The organism is Streptomyces sp. NPDC043854, from assembly GCF_056436005.1.
Window position 1 is genome coordinate 109826 of record NZ_JBWKDK010000011.1, and the last position, 15733, is coordinate 125558.

At 73.2% G+C, this 15733-nt stretch carries 17 protein-coding genes; 7 read left to right on the forward strand and 10 right to left on the reverse strand.

The features are described from left to right. Positions 1–6 precede the first annotated feature (6 nt). From AC068A_RS13275 to AC068A_RS13290, 4 genes are all read right to left on the reverse strand, one after another. Positions 7–462, reverse strand: coding sequence for a nuclear transport factor 2 family protein (locus AC068A_RS13275; RefSeq protein ID WP_478584388.1), 456 nt, complete (start codon positions 460–462; stop codon positions 7–9). 26 nt (positions 463–488) lie between these two features. Further along, a complete protein-coding gene (locus AC068A_RS13280; RefSeq protein ID WP_478584390.1) occupies positions 489–926 on the reverse strand; it encodes a nuclear transport factor 2 family protein in 438 nt (145 codons plus the stop codon). A gap of 81 nt (positions 927–1007) precedes the next feature. Then, the gene (locus tag AC068A_RS13285) at positions 1008–2651 is read right to left on the reverse strand and encodes a thiamine pyrophosphate-binding protein (protein WP_478584391.1); all 1644 of its coding nucleotides are present in this window, start codon (positions 2649–2651) and stop codon (positions 1008–1010) included. Positions 2652–2683: 32 nt separating this feature from the next. Beyond that, positions 2684–3508 (reverse strand): type 1 glutamine amidotransferase domain-containing protein, encoded by an 825-nt coding sequence (locus tag AC068A_RS13290; protein ID WP_478584393.1) that lies wholly within the window; start codon positions 3506–3508, stop codon positions 2684–2686. A 281-nt stretch (positions 3509–3789) separates the two neighbouring features. Here AC068A_RS13290 and AC068A_RS13295 point away from each other — a divergent pair, with 281 nt between their 5' ends. The 5 genes from AC068A_RS13295 (at position 3790) to AC068A_RS13315 (ending at position 7307) form a co-directional block, all read left to right on the forward strand. Further along, positions 3790–4062 carry a UBP-type zinc finger domain-containing protein gene (locus AC068A_RS13295; protein ID WP_478584395.1) on the forward strand — a complete coding sequence of 91 codons (273 nt, stop codon included), beginning with the start codon at positions 3790–3792 and terminating at the stop codon, positions 4060–4062. Next, on the forward strand, positions 4059–5792 hold the full coding sequence (locus tag AC068A_RS13300; RefSeq protein ID WP_478584397.1) for an FAD-dependent oxidoreductase: 1734 nt from the start codon (positions 4059–4061) through the stop codon (positions 5790–5792). Before AC068A_RS13295 ends, AC068A_RS13300 begins: the two co-directional genes overlap by 4 nt. A 70-nt stretch (positions 5793–5862) precedes the next feature. After that, positions 5863–6390, forward strand: coding sequence for a hypothetical protein (locus AC068A_RS13305; RefSeq protein ID WP_478584399.1), 528 nt, complete (start codon positions 5863–5865; stop codon positions 6388–6390). A 99-nt stretch (positions 6391–6489) separates the two neighbouring features. Beyond that, on the forward strand, positions 6490–6825 hold the full coding sequence (locus AC068A_RS13310) for a putative quinol monooxygenase (protein ID WP_478584401.1): 336 nt from the start codon (positions 6490–6492) through the stop codon (positions 6823–6825). Next, positions 6822–7307: a group II truncated hemoglobin gene (locus AC068A_RS13315; protein WP_478584403.1), complete on the forward strand. Its 486-nt coding sequence runs from the start codon at positions 6822–6824 to the stop codon at positions 7305–7307. Before AC068A_RS13310 ends, AC068A_RS13315 begins: the two co-directional genes overlap by 4 nt. Before the next feature lie 132 nt (positions 7308–7439). Here the strand turns inward: AC068A_RS13315 and AC068A_RS13320 are convergent, their stop codons facing one another. The 4 genes from AC068A_RS13320 to rpe form a co-directional block, all read right to left on the reverse strand. Next, complete coding sequence (locus AC068A_RS13320; protein WP_478584405.1) at positions 7440–7829, reverse strand: barstar family protein; 390 nt, start codon at positions 7827–7829, stop codon at positions 7440–7442. After that, entirely contained in the window at positions 7826–8308 is a 483-nt protein-coding gene (locus AC068A_RS13325) for a guanyl-specific ribonuclease (RefSeq protein WP_478584406.1), read from the reverse strand. The genes AC068A_RS13320 and AC068A_RS13325 overlap by 4 nt, the downstream gene beginning before the upstream one ends. Positions 8309–8360: 52 nt before the next feature. Next, entirely contained in the window at positions 8361–9407 is a 1047-nt protein-coding gene (locus AC068A_RS13330) for a sugar-binding transcriptional regulator (RefSeq protein ID WP_403562947.1), read from the reverse strand. Positions 9408–9572: 165 nt separating this feature from the next. Further along, positions 9573–10259 (reverse strand): ribulose-phosphate 3-epimerase, encoded by a 687-nt coding sequence (gene rpe / locus AC068A_RS13335; protein ID WP_478584408.1) that lies wholly within the window; start codon positions 10257–10259, stop codon positions 9573–9575. A gap of 352 nt (positions 10260–10611) precedes the next feature. Here rpe and AC068A_RS13340 point away from each other — a divergent pair, with 352 nt between their 5' ends. Next, positions 10612–11841, forward strand: coding sequence for an MFS transporter (locus AC068A_RS13340; RefSeq protein ID WP_478584410.1), 1230 nt, complete (start codon positions 10612–10614; stop codon positions 11839–11841). A 450-nt stretch (positions 11842–12291) separates the two neighbouring features. On the opposite strand, the gene AC068A_RS13345 is transcribed toward AC068A_RS13340, so the two are convergent. Further along, positions 12292–13752 (reverse strand): RsmB/NOP family class I SAM-dependent RNA methyltransferase, encoded by a 1461-nt coding sequence (locus AC068A_RS13345; RefSeq protein WP_478584412.1) that lies wholly within the window; start codon positions 13750–13752, stop codon positions 12292–12294. Positions 13753–13806: 54 nt separating this feature from the next. Then, positions 13807–14742, reverse strand: coding sequence for a methionyl-tRNA formyltransferase (gene fmt / locus AC068A_RS13350; protein WP_478584414.1), 936 nt, complete (start codon positions 14740–14742; stop codon positions 13807–13809). A gap of 284 nt (positions 14743–15026) precedes the next feature. Between fmt and AC068A_RS13355 the strand changes: the two genes are divergently transcribed. Then, a complete protein-coding gene (locus tag AC068A_RS13355) occupies positions 15027–15545 on the forward strand; it encodes a hypothetical protein (protein ID WP_478584416.1) in 519 nt (172 codons plus the stop codon). Positions 15546–15733: the final 188 nt, after the last annotated feature.

Sequence of the window (15733 nt, forward strand, 5' to 3'; positions counted from 1 at the left end):
CCTCCCCTATCGGTCCCTGCGGGTTCCGTCCGGCGCGAACGCCGCCCAGAACTGGCTGAACGCGGTCGCCGAGTCCCCGAAGAGCCCGTCGCGGCCCTCCACGATCCGGCCGTCCCGCCACCGCATGAAGTGGAAGACCGGGTAGTCCATCCGCTCGTACGGCGACGGGCTCGCCGGGTCGGCGCCGTCCCGCAGGGCGGTGTTGCGGCAGACGTCGGCGCTGCAGTCCTCGCCGGTGAGGACGGCCTGGATGTCCATGCGGAACGTGCCGCCCGTGAGCTTGTGGGTCCGGCCCATCAGGTCCAGGAACTCGTCGAGGCTCTCGTACCAGCCCGCCAGCGGGTGGTTGCCCGGCACGAGCCAGCGCAGGTCCTCGGCGTAGTACTCCAGGATGCGCGCCCGGTCCCCGGAGCCGAGGGCCCGGTAGGCCGCCTCGACCCGCTCCCGTGTCACTTCGGTCATCGTCGTCGCTCCTCGCTCGCCGGCGCTCAGAGGGAGGCCGAACCGGGCATCGGGGCCAGCTCGTTGACGGTGTACTGCTTGATCAGCGGCCCCTGCGGGCCCGCCACCACGGTCCACGTCTGGTCGGCGTCGAAGCCGAGCCAGGTGCTGCGGGCGGCCGGCGCGTCCCAGACCTTGGCCTGCCAGTTCACGAGGACCCGGACGACGGCCCGGCCGCCCTCGATGACCGGCTCCACCTTCGTGACCGTGTGCACCTCGTCGAAGAACCGGTGGGTGACGGCCTCGTACCAGCGGCCGAACCCCTCGTGCCCGAGGAAGGTGTCCTCGGGGACCTTGAACTCCAGGTCCTCGGTGATCAGGGCGAGCACCTGGTCGGCCGGCGCGTGCCGGTCCAGTGCCGCGTACCAGTTCTCGGCGAACGTGCGGATCGCGTCCTCGGTCAGCTGCTGCCGCTCGGCGGGCATGCGGTCTCCTCCTGTCCGTGCTGGGTGGTGCCGTGACTGCGGTGTGCGGATGCGGGTGCCGGCCCGGATGCGGGCGCCGGCTCAGAGGTGTATGTCGACGAGGAACGGACCGGGGTGCTCGAGCATCCGGACCGCGGCCGCGGCGGCCTCGTCCGGCTTCTCCACCCGGGTCCCCTCGGCACCGAGTGACCGGGCCAGCCCGGCGAAGTCGATCTCCGGGTGGGACAGGTCGAAGGAGCCCGGGAAGCCGTGCTCCGGGATGTCCCGCTCCCGCCAGTACTGGGCGATGTTGTCGTCCAGCAGCCGGTACTTGCGGTTGTTGCAGACCACGAACTTGGCGTCGACGCCGTGCCGCACCGCGGTCCACAGCGCCTGGTAGGTGTACATCGCCCCGCCGTCCCCGGCGAAACCCACGACCTGCCGGTCCGGCCGGGCCAGCTTGACCCCGACCGCGCCCGGGAAGCCCACCCCGAGCGAGCCGCCGCGGGTCAGGTGGTAGTCGCCGGGCCGCTCCGCCGGCAGGTAGCGGGTGACCAGCGGCGAGGTCGTCAGCGCCTCGTCGAAGACGATCAGGTCCCCGCCGGTCCGCTCGGCCAGGGTGCGCAGGAAGACCGCCATCGGCGTGCCGTCCTCCGCGTCCCCGCCGGAGCGGGCGGCGAGCGCGCGCTCCCGGGTGCGGGTGTCGATCCGGGAGGCCGCGGCGGCCCGCTGCGCCGGGGTCAGCCGCTCCTCCAGTACGCCGGCCAGCGCGCGCAGCGCCTGCCGCGGGTCGGCGGCCAGCCCGAGGTCCACCGGGTGGTTCTTGGCGATCTCGTAGGCGTTCAGGTCGATGTGGACGACCCGGGCGCCGGCCCGGAAGGGGCTGTCGAGCTCGGGGAACACCTCCGGGAAGACGTAGGTGCCCACGATCAGCACGCCGTCCGCGTCCCCGACCAGCTCCCTGCTGTGCGGGCCGAACATGTGCCCCGTCTGCCCGCGGCGCAGCGGGTGCGAGGCCGCGATGTTCACCTCGGAGGAGTCCACCTCGTACACGTCGGCCCCGAGCAGCTCGGCGACGGCGGCGAGCTCGCGCTGCGCCCCGGAGAGCGCGACCCCGTCGCCGACCAGGACGACGGGCCGCTCCGCAGAGGCCAGCAGCTCGGCCGCCCGCCCCACGGAGGCCGGGGACGGCGCCACGTCCGTGAGCGGGACCGTGGCGGGCAGGACCGGCTCGGAGTTGAGCTCGTCCAGCACGTCCATCGGCAGGCCCACGAACACCGGGCCGCGCGGCGGGGTCAGGGCGATCTTCACCGCCCGGCGCAGGGTGCGCAGCACGGACCGGGGATCGGTGACCCTGGTCGCGTACTTGGTCACCGGCTTCGCCAGGGCCACCAGGTCGCACGCCATCTGCGCGTCCATGGCGTCGTAGCGGATCCCGGCGTCGCCGGCGACCACGACGAGCGGGGTGTGGCCGCGCAGCGACTGGTAGAGCATGCCGATGCCGTTGCCGAGGCCCACGCCGGAGTGCAGCTGGAGCAGGGCCGCGCCGCCGGTGGCCCGGGCGTAGCCGTCGGCGATGCCGGCGGCCACCGTCTCCTGGAGGGCGAGGACGTACCGGAAGTCCTCGGCGGCGTCCGCCGCGTCGAGGAATCCCTGCTCCACCGTCCCCGGATTTCCGAACATCACCGTGAGGCCGTCGGCCTTGAACTGCTCGATCAGCCTTTCTCGTCCGGGAGTGGCTCCCATGAATTCCCCCTCTTTCTCGGAGAGTTTCCGGATCACCAGCCGTAGCGGGTGAGGCCGTCCTCCAGGACTTCCACGATCTTCTGCCCCGTGAGATACGAATCAGGGGTGGAGCGGCCCGTTACGAACGGGTAGTCGACGATCACCGACAGCGGGTGGCCGAAATTCCCGTGGTAGGCCCCGTCCGGGCCGGTCGCATCGCGCAGGATGTACTCCAGCGGGTACGGCGGCGGGCCCATGTTGAAATCGGTGCCGAGGAATCCGGTGCCGTCCTTGTAGTCGTACTCCTTGCAGTGGCCCGTCACGTGCTTGCCCCAGATGATGCTCTTGCGGTCGCCCCAGTCGCGGGCGAAGGCGAGGCAGGCGACGCCGTAGCACTCGGCCGCCACGACCTTGCCGGCGTCCTTGAACGCCAGGATCAGCGCGTGCACGCGCTCGTTGTTGGCCAGGTCGGCGATGGGGCCGCTGCCGCCGACGATGAGGATCGCGTCGTACTCGGCGATGTCCGACGCCAGCCGGTCGAGGTCGCGGTGGTACTGCTCCAGCTTGCGCAGGTAGCCCTCGTCGCTCGTGTACGGGCGCTCGGGCACCCACGCCTCGATGTCCAGCGGCGAGTCCAGCCGGCTCGACTGCTCGAATTCCCGCCCGAGCCGGGCGTTCTCCTCGGTGGTCACCGAGCGGCCCAGCGGGGGGTCGATGTAGTTCGCGTCGAGGCTCGGCGGAAGTGCGTGCGCGCGCTTTCCGGTCGGTGTGGCGAACACGACCTCGTAGCCCTGCTCGTCGAACTTCGAGACCGGGCCTATCAGTTCCTCCGCCCAGTAACCGTGTTCGGAGACAATGACCAGAATCTTTCTGCTCACGGATTCCTCCAGGCGCCGCCTGTTGTGTTGGCGTCCACCACACTGCTTGTGGCCGGGAGCCTGCGTCAAAGCGCCGGTGTGCGACTTCGTGAGGTAGCGGCGCACCTGGTACGGGCACCTCACGTAGTCGTCCGCGGAGGTCATGAAGTAGCCGCGGGACTTCCTGACTTCGGCCGAATCGCTGAACCATTCACGCACCCGGCGCCTATGGTCTGGACGCGCCGTGAATCACGGGCGCGCGGAGGACGAGCACTGCGCGGACGAGGAGAGGGACGGGGACGATGACCACGGGCCTGTTGTGCACACACACCGATCAGATACGCCCGGTGGAGCCGGGCAGCGAGGGCTGCGAGGAGTGCCTGGCCCTCGGCGACAGCTGGGTGCACCTGCGGATGTGCCTGAGCTGCGGGCACGTCGGATGCTGTGACTCGTCCAGGAACCGCCACGCCACCCGGCACTTCCGCACCACCGACCACCCGATCGCCGCCTCGCACGAGCCGGGCGAGGCCTGGGCCTGGTGCTACGCCGACAAGCTGATGCTGGACCCGGCATGAGTGCGGCCCCCGAGAGCACGACGGGAGCGGCCGCTGCCGCGGCAACCGCCGCGGCCGCCGAGCGGGCGGAGAACCGGAAGCCGGTCATCCTGGCGGTGGACGACGACCCGCAGGTGCTGCGGGCCGTCCGCCGGGACCTGCGCAGCGCCTACGGCGACCGGTACCGGGTCCTCGGCGCCTCCTCGGCCGCCGACGCCCTCAAGATCCTCGACTCCCTCGACGAGCGCGGCCACGACCCGGCGCTGTTCCTCGTGGACCAGCGGATGCCCGACGTCACCGGGGTCGAGTTCCTCCTCGAAGCCGTGAGCCGCTTCCCCGACGCCCGCCGGGTACTCCTCACCGCGTACGCCGAGACGGACGCGGCGATCACCGCCATCAACCGGGTCCGGCTGGACTACTACCTGCTCAAGCCCTGGGACCCGCCGCACGAGCGGCTCTTCCCGGTCCTGGACGACCTGCTCTCGGACTGGCTCGCCACCTACCGCCCCGCGTACGACGGCATCATCGTCGCCGGCCACCTCGTCTCCCCCGGCACGCACGCCGTCCGCGACTTCTTCACCCGCAACGGCCAGCCGTTCCGCTTCCTCAACGTCGAGCGGGACCCGGAGGCGCTGACCCTGATCGCGGCCCAGCCCGACGCCGCCCTGCCACTGGTCCGCTTCCCGGACGGAGCGGTGCTCTCCGCCCCGAGCGACACCGAGCTCGCCCGCCGGCTGGGCCTGGCGACGACCGCCTCCCGCCCGCACTACGAGTGCGTCATCGTCGGAGCCGGCCCGGCGGGGCTCGCGGCCGGCGTGTACGCGGCCTCCGAGGGCCTGTCCACGCTGATGCTGGACTCCCGCGCCCCCGGCGGCCAGGCCGGCACGTCCAGCCTGATCGAGAACTACCTCGGCTTCCCCTCGGGCCTGTCGGGCGGCGACCTGACGCGCCGCGCCACCATCCAGGCCTCCCGGTTCGGCGCCGAGATCCTGCACCCGGTGGAGGTGGTCTCGCTGACCCGGGACGACCCGGCGAAGATCCTCACGCTGTCCGACGGAACCGAGATCAGCGCCGAGACGGTGCTGCTGGCGACCGGGGTCTCGTACAACCGCCTCCAGGCCCCGGGCGCGGAGCGCTTCGAGGGGGCCGGCCTGTACTACGGCGCGGCCACCACCGAGAGCTCGGCCTGCATCTCGCAGCACGTGTACATCGTGGGCGGGGCGAACTCGGCCGGCCAGGCGGCGGTCCACTTCGCGAAGTACGCGGCCCGGGTCACGGTGCTGGTGCGGGCGGAATCGCTGGACGCGAGCATGTCCCGCTACCTGATCGACGAGATCGACCGCACCCCGAACATCGAGGTGAGGGTCCGCACGACCGTGGTCCGGCTGGACGGCGGCGAGCACCTGGAGAAGCTGACCCTGCACGACGCGGCGACCGGCGAGGACACCGAGGTCCCGGCGCGCTTCATGTTCACCTTCATCGGTGCCCGCCCGCACACGGACTGGCTGTCGGGCGTGGTCGAGCGCGACGAGTACGGCTTCGTCCTCACCGGCTCCGACCTGGTCGCCAACGGCGGCGAGCTGCCGGCCGAGTGGAGCCTCGAGCGGGCCCCGTACCCGCTGGAGACCAGCGTCCCGGGGGTCTTCGCCGCCGGCGACGTCCGGGCGCACTCGGTCAAGCGGGTCGCGTCGGGCGTGGGCGAGGGCGCCATGGCGGTCTCGCTGATCCACCGGTACCGCTCGATGGGCTGAGAGCGAACAGGCGCGGGAGCGGCCGCGAACCCCTTGCGATCAAGCACGCTTCGGATGCAACGTCGATTACATGATTACATCCGAGCAGAGCGAGCAGCTGCGCACCTGGTTCGCGGACCGCCTTCCGGTGGACGTCTACGAGTCCCTGGTCGAAGTGGCGGTCGACCGCGAGGAGATCACGGTCGTCGGCACCCTCCCGGCCGACGAGTCGGTCAAGGCGTTCCGCGAGCGCACGCGCCAACAGCGCATGGAGGTGGCCCGGGAGGCGGAGGAGCTGTACCGCCGCAAGGTCGCCTGGGCCGTCCAGTCCGGGGACGACCGCATCCTGTTCACCCACCTGGCGGTGCCGGTGATGACGCGCCTGCGCCAGCCGGAACGCCAGGTCCTCGACACCCTGGTCGAGGGCGGAGTGGCCCGCAGCCGGGCCGACGCCCTCGCCTGGTGCGTCCGCCTGGTCGGCCGCAACACGGACGAGTGGCTGACCGAGCTGCGCGACTCCCTGGCCAAGGTCCGGAAGGTCCGCGAGGCGGGCCCGGACCGGAAGGCCGAGGGCGACGCCGGGGAAGACGCCGACTCCCAGAAGTCTGGGTCGGAATGACGAAAGAGCCCCACGTCGCGGCATGATCGCGCAAGGCTTGGCCGCGACCGACGCCCGACGCCCGACGTCGGGAGCCCGACACAGGGAGAGGCAGGCAGCATGACCACCACCGTCGAATACATCCGCTACCGGATCGCATTGGACGACCAGCAGGCCTTCGAGGACTCCTACCGGCAGGCCGCGGAGTCCCTGGCCGCCTCACCCGAGTGCATCGACTACGAGCTCTCCCGCTGCGAGGAGGAGAACGACCGCGAGCACTACGTCCTCCGCATCCGCTGGACCTCGATCGACGCCCACCTGAACGGATTCCGCAAGGGCGAGCACTTCCCCGCGTTCTTCAACGCGATCCGACCGTACGTGAAGGCCATCGAGGAGATGCAGCACTACCGCGTCACCGACGTGGCCGGCCCCGGAAAGGCCTCGTCCCCGTCATGAGCACCACCCCCACACCCGGCACCACCCCGACCATCTACGAGTGGATGGGCGGGGAGGAGGCGATGAACCGCCTCACGGAAGCCTTCTACGGCCATGCCCTTCGGGACGAGATCCTGGCCCCCGTCTTCGCGGGCATGGACGCGGAGCACCCCCGGCACGTCGCGGTGTGGCTGTCGGAGGTCTTCGGCGGCCCGGCCGACTACACGGCGGGCCACGGCGGCCACATGCACATGGCCACCAAGCACCTGGGCCGGGGCATCACCGAGCGGCAGCGCCGCCGCTGGGTGGACCTGCTGATGGACACGGCCGATGAGGTCGGCCTCCCGACGGACCCGGAGTTCCGTGCGGTGTTCGCCTACTACATCGAGTGGGGCACGCGCATGGCCCTGATCTACTCGGGGCCCAACCCGCCCCCGGTGGACGCGGCCGAGGTCCCGGTCTGGTCCTGGGGCCAGACCCCTCCGTGGATCCCGAAGTCCTGAACCCCGAAAACGCACGTCCCGAAAACGCACGTCCCGAAACGCACGTCCCGAAACGTGAGCCCCGAACCCCCGGCGGATCCGGCCCGACCCGATCCCGCCGGGGGTTCGCCCGTCCCGGGGCGGGGTGGGGTACTACGCCCGCGCAGCGTCCACGACCACCTCCAGGGGCGGCCCGCCCTCCACCTCCCGCCAGTGGGCACCGGCCTCCTCCAGCACCTCCTGGAGGACCTCCCAGTCCCCCGGCCGGGCCTCCTCCAGCCCATGCCACCCCGTGACCACGACCAGCCGCCCGGCGGCTCCCGGCAGCCAGGACAGGTCCGCCAGGCAGTCGGCCAGCGCGTCCCAGTTCCGCCCGAACCACTCCGGCAGTCCGAACGCCTCCGCGCACGCGTCCATCAGCTGCGCCTTCGTCCGTACGCCGTCCAGGTCGAGCCGTACGACCGTCCAGCCCGCCGCCTCGGCGGCCGCCAGGGCAGGGTCGAGCGGGTGCGGGTGCTGGTGCTGGTGCGGGTCCATGGTCATCGGAGAACCGCCTTGAACGAGTTGTAGTGGTCGTCCGTGTAGTAGAACTCCCCGCCCTGCCCGGTCACGAGCCGCCGGGGCCCGCGATCCCGCTCCCCCGGCGTCTTCACGGTGTACTCGTGGTAGTAGCCGCGCTTCTGCCGCGGCAGGAGCTTCTCGAAGTTCCCGAACACCGTCCCGTCCTGCCGGTACGGGTACGGCCCGCCCTTGTCGATCAGCGCGAGCACGTCCCGCGCCTCCCGGGGCAGTTCCCCGGCCCGTACGGTCGCCATGCCCGCGGCCCAGGCGGGCGCGCCGACCCGCGTACCGGCCCGCGTACCGTCGGCGGCGGACGGCCCGCCGCCGGCCCCGCCGCACCCGGCCGAACCCGCGACGAGCGCGACGCACAGGAAGACGGCGCCGAACAGCCGACCGGGGAGAAGACGCAGGCGCGGACGCGACAACACCGGCGATCGGGGCATGGTGGTCCGGAAGGTCATGCCCCGATCGTGTCAAAAGGGTCGTTCACCCGCGCCTCGCGGGCGCGGGGACTCACTCGTCCGGGTCGGCCCGGTCCAGCGCCGGCCGCAGGCCCGGGGCCGACTCGGTGAGCAGGTAGTCCGCGACGGCCGTGTCCGTGACCAGGCTGGTCACCAGGCCGGAGCGCAGCACCGCGCCGATCGCGGCGGCCTTGCGCAGCCCGCCCGCGATGGCCACGACCTCGGGGATGCGGCGCAGCCGGTCCGCCTCGACGGTGATGCAGCGCTCGCCGAGGTCGCGCCCGACCCGGCGGCCGTCCTTGTCGAAGAGGTGCGCGGACATCTCGGCGGCGACGCCGAGCGAGGCGTAGTGCGCCCGCTCCTCGTCGGTGAGCATGTCGTGGACGGTGGAGATGCCCGGCTCCCAGGAGCCGATCGACACCGCCGCGACGGTCACCTTGTCGAAGTACTCGAAGGCCCGCGCGATCCCGGTCTGGTTGCGCAGCGCGGCCGCGGTCGCCGGGTCGGGCAGCAGCATCGGGGCGTAGATGGGGTGCGCGTCGCCGCCCGAGACCTGGGCGGCACGGCGCACGGCCTCCACGGACCCGCGCTCGGCCGTGCCGGCGTCGTACACGCCGGTGAGCTGTACGACGGTGCACTGCGGGAGGCGGTGCAGGGAGGCGGCCATGTGGATGGTCGACCGGCCCCACGCCAGGCCCAGGACGTCGCCCTCGCTGACGAGCTCGCCGAGCAGGTCGGCGGCGACGGCACCGAGGTTCTCCGGGTCGGGGGCGTCGTCGGCCGTGTCGGCCGGGGACTCCACGACGACCGCGTGGCGCAGCCCGTAGCGGGCGCGCAGCGCGTCGGAGCGCTCCGCGTCGAGCTCGGCCGGCACCCGGATCTCGATGCGGACGAGGTCGCGTTCAAGGGCGGTCTCCAGGACCCGGGCCACCTTGAAGCGGCTCACGCCGAACTCCTCGGCGATCTGGATCTTGGACTTGCCCTCCAGGTAGAAGCGGCGGGCCATGGCCGCCGCCTGCACCAGCTCCGCGGGTCCCATCCGCAGGGCTGAGCGTCCCGCCGACACACCAGACACCGCGATCTCCTCACTGCTGTTCACACTCTCGACTCGCCGTTCATCCTGTCAGATTCGGCGGCCGTTGATCAGCCTGGACAGCTCCCGTTCATCGAGCCGTCCTCCAACCCTTGATTTTGTTGTCCCCGCTGCCCCAGCGACCTCAGTGGCCCCAGTGCCTCAGCGCCTCGGCCGCTTCGGTGGGCAGCGTCAGTGGTCGCACACCCAGGGCGCCGCGGCGATCGCGACGTCCGCCTGCTCGCGCAGCGTGCGGACGGCGGCGGCCGGGTCGACCGCGCCGTAGACCGCACTGCCGGCCACGAACACGTCGGCGCCCGCCTCCGCACACAGCTCGATCGTGGTGGCCGAGACCCCGCCGTCGACCTGGAGCCACATGTCCAGGCCGTGCTTGGCGATCAGCTCCCGGGTCCGGCGGATCTTGGGGAGCATGATGTCCAGGAACGCCTGGCCGCCGAAACCCGGCTCGACCGTCATGATCAGCACCATGTCGAGCTCCGGGAGGATGTCCTCGTACTGCTCGATCGGCGTGGCCGGCTTGAGCGCCATGGCCGCACGGGCGCCCTGCGCCCGGATCTCGCGCGCGAGGCGCACGGGCGCGGCGGCGGCCTCGGCGTGGAAGGTGATGGAGCCGGCGCCGGCCTCGGCGTACTGCGGGGCCCAGCGGTCCGGGCTCTCGATCATCAGATGCACGTCGAGCGGCGTGTCGGTGGCCCGGCTCAGGGACTCCACGACGGGCAGACCGAGGGTGAGGTTCGGGACGAAATGGTTGTCCATGACGTCGACATGCAGCCAGTCGGCCCCCTCGACGGCCTTCACCTCATCGGAGAGGCGGGCGAAGTCGGCGGACAGGATGCTGGGAGAAATCTGAGCGGCCATGCCCCAAGCCTGCCATGCCCCCGCGCGGTTCCGGCCACGACCCCGCATCTCGACGTCGGCGTAGCGCTGCTTAACGGCATGCGGAGATCAATTAACTTGTCCTTCGGGATGGACATCCACCACGGTTCGGTACATGACACCCCCACTCCCGACGGATCCGTGCCCTGAGCCCAGGCGGCCGGTCGAGGCGAAGTTTTTAGCCGGGACTAAGCCGCCGAAGCCCTCCGCGGCCCCGGACCCGACCTCGGCTGAGGCTGCGACTGCGGACCCGGCCACAGCTGCGGCCCCGGACCCGGCCTCGGCTGTAGCCGGGCCCTCGGCGGCGGACTCGACGGCGACTGCGGACCCGACTGTGACTGCGGGGTCGGCTGCGACTGCCGCCTCGCCATGGGCGAGCCGGAGCTTCCGCCGTTTCTTCGGCTCCGCCGCCCTCGGGCAATTCGCCACCAACACCCACCACATCGCCGTCCCCCTCCTCGCGCTCGCCGCGCTCGACGCCACCCCCGGCCAGGTCGGCACCCTCGCCGCGCTGTCCACCGCGGCGTTCCTCCTCATCGGCCTCCCCGCCGGCGCCTGGGTCGACCGGCTCCGCACCCGCCGCGTCCTCGTCGCCGCGGACCTCACGCGGGCCGGGCTCCTCGCCTCGCTCCCCGTCGCCTGGTGGCTCGACGCGCTGACCCTCACCCACCTCTACGCCGTCACCCTCGCCCACGGCTGCGCCACGGTCTTCGCCGACGTCGGCTCGCAGAGCCTGCTGCCCCGGCTGATCCGCCGCGACGGCCTGGTCCGGGCCAACGCCGCCCTGGTCACCCTCATGGCCGTCGCCAACATCGCCGGCCGCGGGGCCGGCGGCGTCCTCGTCGCCGTCCTCACCGCCCCCGTCGCCCTGGCCTGCTCCGCGGCCGCGTACCTGGCCTCGGCCTGCCGGCTGACCCGCCTCGGCACGCTCCCCTCCCCCGCCCCGGCCCCGCGCACCCCCCTCCTGGCCCAGATCCGCGAAGGGCTCGGCCACGTCCTGGGCCACTCGGAACTCCGTGCGCTCGCCCTGAGCGCCACCCTCTCCAACCTGGGCGGTGCCGCCGTCAACACCATGCTGCCGGTGCTCTTCGTGAGTGAGCTCGGGCTCTCGCCCACGGCCCTGGGCCTGTTCTGGGCGACCGGCGGCCTCGGGCTGCTGCTGGGGGCGCGTCTGGCCCGCCCCGTCGCCGCCCGCGTGGGCTACGGCCGCGCCCTGCTGCTGAGCCTCACCCCGGCCGCCCTGCTGGTCCCCCTGGCCGACCGCGGTCCGTGGCTCGGCGTGGCGGGGACCGGGTGGCTGCTGGCCATGGTGACGATCGGCTCGAACAACGTCCTCGCCGTCAGCCTCCGCCAGCAGCTCACCCCGGACCCCCTCCTGGGCCGCATGAACGCCACCTTCCGCTTCATGCTCACGGGCGCCCTGGCCCTCGGCTCCGCCGCCTCGGGACTCATCACCGAGCTCACCACCCTGCACACCGCCCTCTGGACCGGCACCACCCTCCTGGCCCTGGCCTGGCTACCCCTGCTCTTGTCGCCGGTGAGGGGGCGGAGAAAGGGAGCGTGAGGGAAGAAGGGAAGGACAGGCCGGACGGAAGCCGATGGGCGGGATCGGAGCCCACCAGGGTCGGAGGAGTATCCGGGGGCTTCCCGGCAGCCCACCGACCCCCGGGTGCAGGCACCCCGGTCGCCGCAGCCCTCGGCCAGCCGCCGCCCCCCGGTGCGGGCACTCCGGCCACCGCAGCCACCGCTCAGCCGCCTGCCCCCGCCTGCGGGTACCGGTTCGCCGCGGCTTCCGTGCCGCCTCCCGGCACCGTCTGCGCGCCCCCACCGCAGCCCCCGCCCCGCAGCCCGACCCCGCTGCACGTAGCCCCGCCCCGCGCAGCCCGCTCGCCGTGGCCCCGCCCCGCGGTGCCACCCCGGACCCGCGCCCGCAAGCCGTGCCGGCGCGGCCGCGGCCGCGGCGCGGCCGGCGCACGGCCCCGCCCGATGCGCAGGCAGCGCGGCCCGGCGCCCCTTACGCCGTCCGCCGCAGCAGCGCCAGGTACATCGCGTCCGTGCCGTGCAGGTGCGGCCAGAGTTGGATGTCCGGGCCGTCGCCGAGGGCGGGGACGCCCGGGAGGTACGGGCGGGCGTCGATCAGTTCGGCCGAGACGGGGCGGGCGGCCGCGCCGCGGCCCTTCAGCACGTCGTCCACGACCACCCGCGTCTCCGCGAGGTGCGGCGAGCAGGTGGCGTAGCCGACGACCCCGCCCACCCGCACCGCGGCCAGCGCCTCCCGCAGGAGTGCCCGCTGGAGCGGGGCGAAGCCCTCCACGTCCTGCGGCCGACGCCGCCAGCGTGCCTCCGGGCGGCGGCGCAGGGCGCCGAGGCCGGAGCAGGGGACGTCCATCAGGACCCGGTCGAAGGAGCCCGGCAGCCAGGCCGGGCGGGTGCCGTCGGCGGCGATGACCTGGTACGGGCCCGGGTTGCCGGACAGTGCCCGTTCGACGAGGCCCGCCCGGTGCGGCTGCTTCTCGGAGGCGAGCAGGAACGCCCCGCGCTGCGCCGCGAGCGCGGCGAGCAGCGCGGCCTTGCCGCCCGGCCCGGCGCAGCCGTCGAGCCAGCGTTCGTCGCGGCCCTCGACGGGGACGGCCGCCAGGGCCATCGCCACGAGCTGGCTGCCCTCGTCCTGGACGCCGGCGCGCCCCTCGCGCACCGCCTCCAGGGCGCCGGGTTCGCCGCCCTCGGCCATCCGGACGGCGTACGGCGACCAGCGGCCGGGAAGTGCCGCGCCCTCGCCGATCGCGGAGGTCAGCTCCTCGGGGGTGGAGCGGCCCGGCCGGGCCACCAGCGTGACCTCGGGGCGCTCGTTGTCGGCTTCGAGCAGGTCCTCGATCCCGGCGCGCCCGCCGCCGAGGGCGTCCCACAGGGCGCTGACCACCCAGCGGGGGTGCGAGTGGTACACCGCGAGGTGTTCCTCGGCGTCGTCCTCGTACGGCGGGGCCACCCGCTCCAGCCAGGCGTCGAGGTCGTGCGCGGCGATCTTGCGCAGGACGGCGTTCACGAACTTGGCGCGGCCGTCGCCCAGCACCACGCGGGCCAGTTCGACGCTCGCCGAGACCGCCGCGTGGGACGGGATGCGGGTGCCCAGCAGCTGGTGCGCGCCGAGCGAGAGGACGTCGAGCACCGGCGGGTCGACCTCGCGCAGCGGGCGGTCGATGCAGGCGCTGATGATCGCGTCGTACGTGCCCTGGCGGCGCAGCGTCCCGTACACGAGCTCGGTGGCCAGCGCGGCGTCCCGGGCCTCGAAGTTCTCGTTCTGGCGGGCCTTGCGCAGCAGGGGCGGCAGGACGAGGTTGGCGTACGCGTCGCGTTCGTCCACCGCCCGCAGCGCCTCGAAGGCCAGCATCCGGACCGGGTCCTTCTTGGGCCGGCGGTACGGCTTGGGCTGCTTGCCGCCGGGGGCGGCGGGACGACGGCGGGGCTGTTCGCTCACGTGAAAGGTGCTCCGGAAATGGATATACAGGATGAAAAGGGAGTCCGCTTCAGGTTACGCCGTCGTGAGGTGCTCGCCGGGGGCGATACGGACTCCGCGTGCCCAGTCGGCGCCCCGCATCGGCTTCTTGCCCTGGGGCTGCACCCAGAGCAGCTCCACGGCATGCGAGCCGGTGCCGACGTAGACATTGTTCTTCGCCGGGGCCAGCGCGCCGGGCGCCAGGTCCGTGCGGTCCGGCACCAGGCCGAGCGAAATGATCTTGAGCCGCTCGCCGCGGAACACCGTCCACGCGCCGGGAGCGGGCGTGCAGCCGCGGACCACGCGGTCGGCGCGCATCGCGGGGGCCGTCCAGTCGATGCGGGCGTCCTCGACGGTGATCTTGGGTGCGATGGAGACCCCGTCGGCGGGCTGCTCCACGGCCCGCAGGGTGCCGTCCTCGATGCCGTCCATGGTGGCGGCGAGCAGGCCCGCCCCGGCGAAGGCCAGGCGGGTCAGCAGGTCGCCGCTGGTGTCGGTGGGCCGGATCTCCTCGGTCAGGATCCCGTAGACCGGCCCGGTGTCGAGGCCTTCCTCGATCCGGAACGTGGAGGCCCCGGTGACCTGGTCCCCCGCCATGATGGAGTGCTGGACGGGCGCGGCCCCGCGCCAGGCGGGGAGCAGCGAGAAGTGCAGGTTGACCCAGCCGTGGCGGGGGATGTCGAGGGCGCTCCCGGGGATGATCGCGCCGTAGGCGACGACCGGGCAGCAGTCCGGGGCGATCTCGCGCAGCCGGGCCTGGAACTCCGGGTCGCGCGGCCGCTCCGGCTTGAGGACCTCGATCCCGGCCTCCTCGGCGCGCTGGGCCACCGGGCTGGCGACGAGCCGGCGGCCGCGGCCGGCCGGGGCGTCGGGCCGGGTGACGACGGCCGCGACCTCGTGGCGCCCGGAGGCGATCAGGGCGTCCAGGGCGGGCACGGCGACCTCGGGGGTGCCTGCGAAGACGAGCTTCACTGGGGGTCTACCTCGCTATTCTCGCTCGCGATCTCGGCTGTCAGCAGCGCACCAGTCTATGGGGCCGCCCCGGAGGGAACCCGCGAGGGCCGCGATGAGGCCGATCCGGCCGCTCAGGGGGCGTACGTACGCCCACGGGCGTCTCGCATATGCCGACACGCCCCCGGAGCGTGACTTCCTCGACGGGTGGCGCGTTGGTCAAGTGAGATTGACCGAAACGGGCCGCGCAAGATCGGTGTCTGCGGCCCTGTCCGCTCTTCAGCATCGGTTCGAGAGGCTTCTTCATGGCCGACCACGCCACCCACGACGCCCAAGCGCGGGCCAGTCTTCACCTGTTGGTGCGGGACATCGAGCGGGTCCGCCGGCAGGTGGATGCGCTGCGCACGCTCACCGCTCAGCTGGGCAACGTCTACCGTCCCCGGCGCTCCGGTCCCTCCACGGGTTTCGTCGTCTACGGACGCGCGCCCGCCCCCACCGTCCGGCTCGCCCAGGAACTGCGGGACAGCGTCGAGACGCTGGTCACCGCGGCGGTGGACTTCGACCGCTCGCTCGGCTTCTCGTGGGACGCGGTCGGCTCGGCGCTCGGCGTCACCAAGCAGGCCGTGCACCGGCGGTACGGGGCCCGGCGGGCGCAGGCCGCCGAGGCGGCCGAGCCGCTGACCGAGGGCACCGCGACGCGGACCCTCGGGCCGCTCCCCACGGTCCCGGCGGCCCGCTCGATGCCGCCCCAGCCGGTGCGCGAGGAGTCCCAGGCCGGGGCCGGATCCCGCCCGGCGGCCCTGCCCGGCCCCCGCAGCGGCTGACCCTGCGCCCGCCGCGGGACGCCGACCCCGCAGGCCGGTGCCCCGACGCCGCGACCACAACGCCCCCGACGCCCCCGGGCCGCCCGGGGGCGTTCGCCCGTCAGGCCGGGGCATTCGCCGCTCGGGCGCAGGCGCCCGGCCCTCCCCGCCGAGCGGCCGCCGGCACGCCCCGCACCGGACAGACGAGC

Bases quoted from the DNA above. Each gene is read 5' to 3' on its own strand.
- AC068A_RS13275 (WP_478584388.1), bottom strand. From the start codon at position 462: ATGACCGAAGTGACACGGGAGCGGGTCGAGGCGGCCTACCGGGCCCTC.
- AC068A_RS13280 (WP_478584390.1), bottom strand. From the start codon at position 926: ATGCCCGCCGAGCGGCAGCAGCTGACCGAGGACGCGATCCGCACGTTC.
- AC068A_RS13285 (WP_478584391.1), bottom strand. From the start codon at position 2,651: ATGGGAGCCACTCCCGGACGAGAAAGGCTGATCGAGCAGTTCAAGGCC.
- AC068A_RS13295 (WP_478584395.1), top strand. From the start codon at position 3,790: ATGACCACGGGCCTGTTGTGCACACACACCGATCAGATACGCCCGGTG.
- AC068A_RS13300 (WP_478584397.1), top strand. From the start codon at position 4,059: ATGAGTGCGGCCCCCGAGAGCACGACGGGAGCGGCCGCTGCCGCGGCA.
- AC068A_RS13305 (WP_478584399.1), top strand. From the start codon at position 5,863: ATGATTACATCCGAGCAGAGCGAGCAGCTGCGCACCTGGTTCGCGGAC.
- AC068A_RS13310 (WP_478584401.1), top strand. From the start codon at position 6,490: ATGACCACCACCGTCGAATACATCCGCTACCGGATCGCATTGGACGAC.
- AC068A_RS13315 (WP_478584403.1), top strand. From the start codon at position 6,822: ATGAGCACCACCCCCACACCCGGCACCACCCCGACCATCTACGAGTGG.
- AC068A_RS13320 (WP_478584405.1), bottom strand. From the start codon at position 7,829: ATGACCATGGACCCGCACCAGCACCAGCACCCGCACCCGCTCGACCCT.
- AC068A_RS13325 (WP_478584406.1), bottom strand. From the start codon at position 8,308: ATGACCTTCCGGACCACCATGCCCCGATCGCCGGTGTTGTCGCGTCCG.
- rpe (WP_478584408.1), bottom strand. From the start codon at position 10,259: ATGGCCGCTCAGATTTCTCCCAGCATCCTGTCCGCCGACTTCGCCCGC.
- AC068A_RS13355 (WP_478584416.1), top strand. From the start codon at position 15,027: ATGGCCGACCACGCCACCCACGACGCCCAAGCGCGGGCCAGTCTTCAC.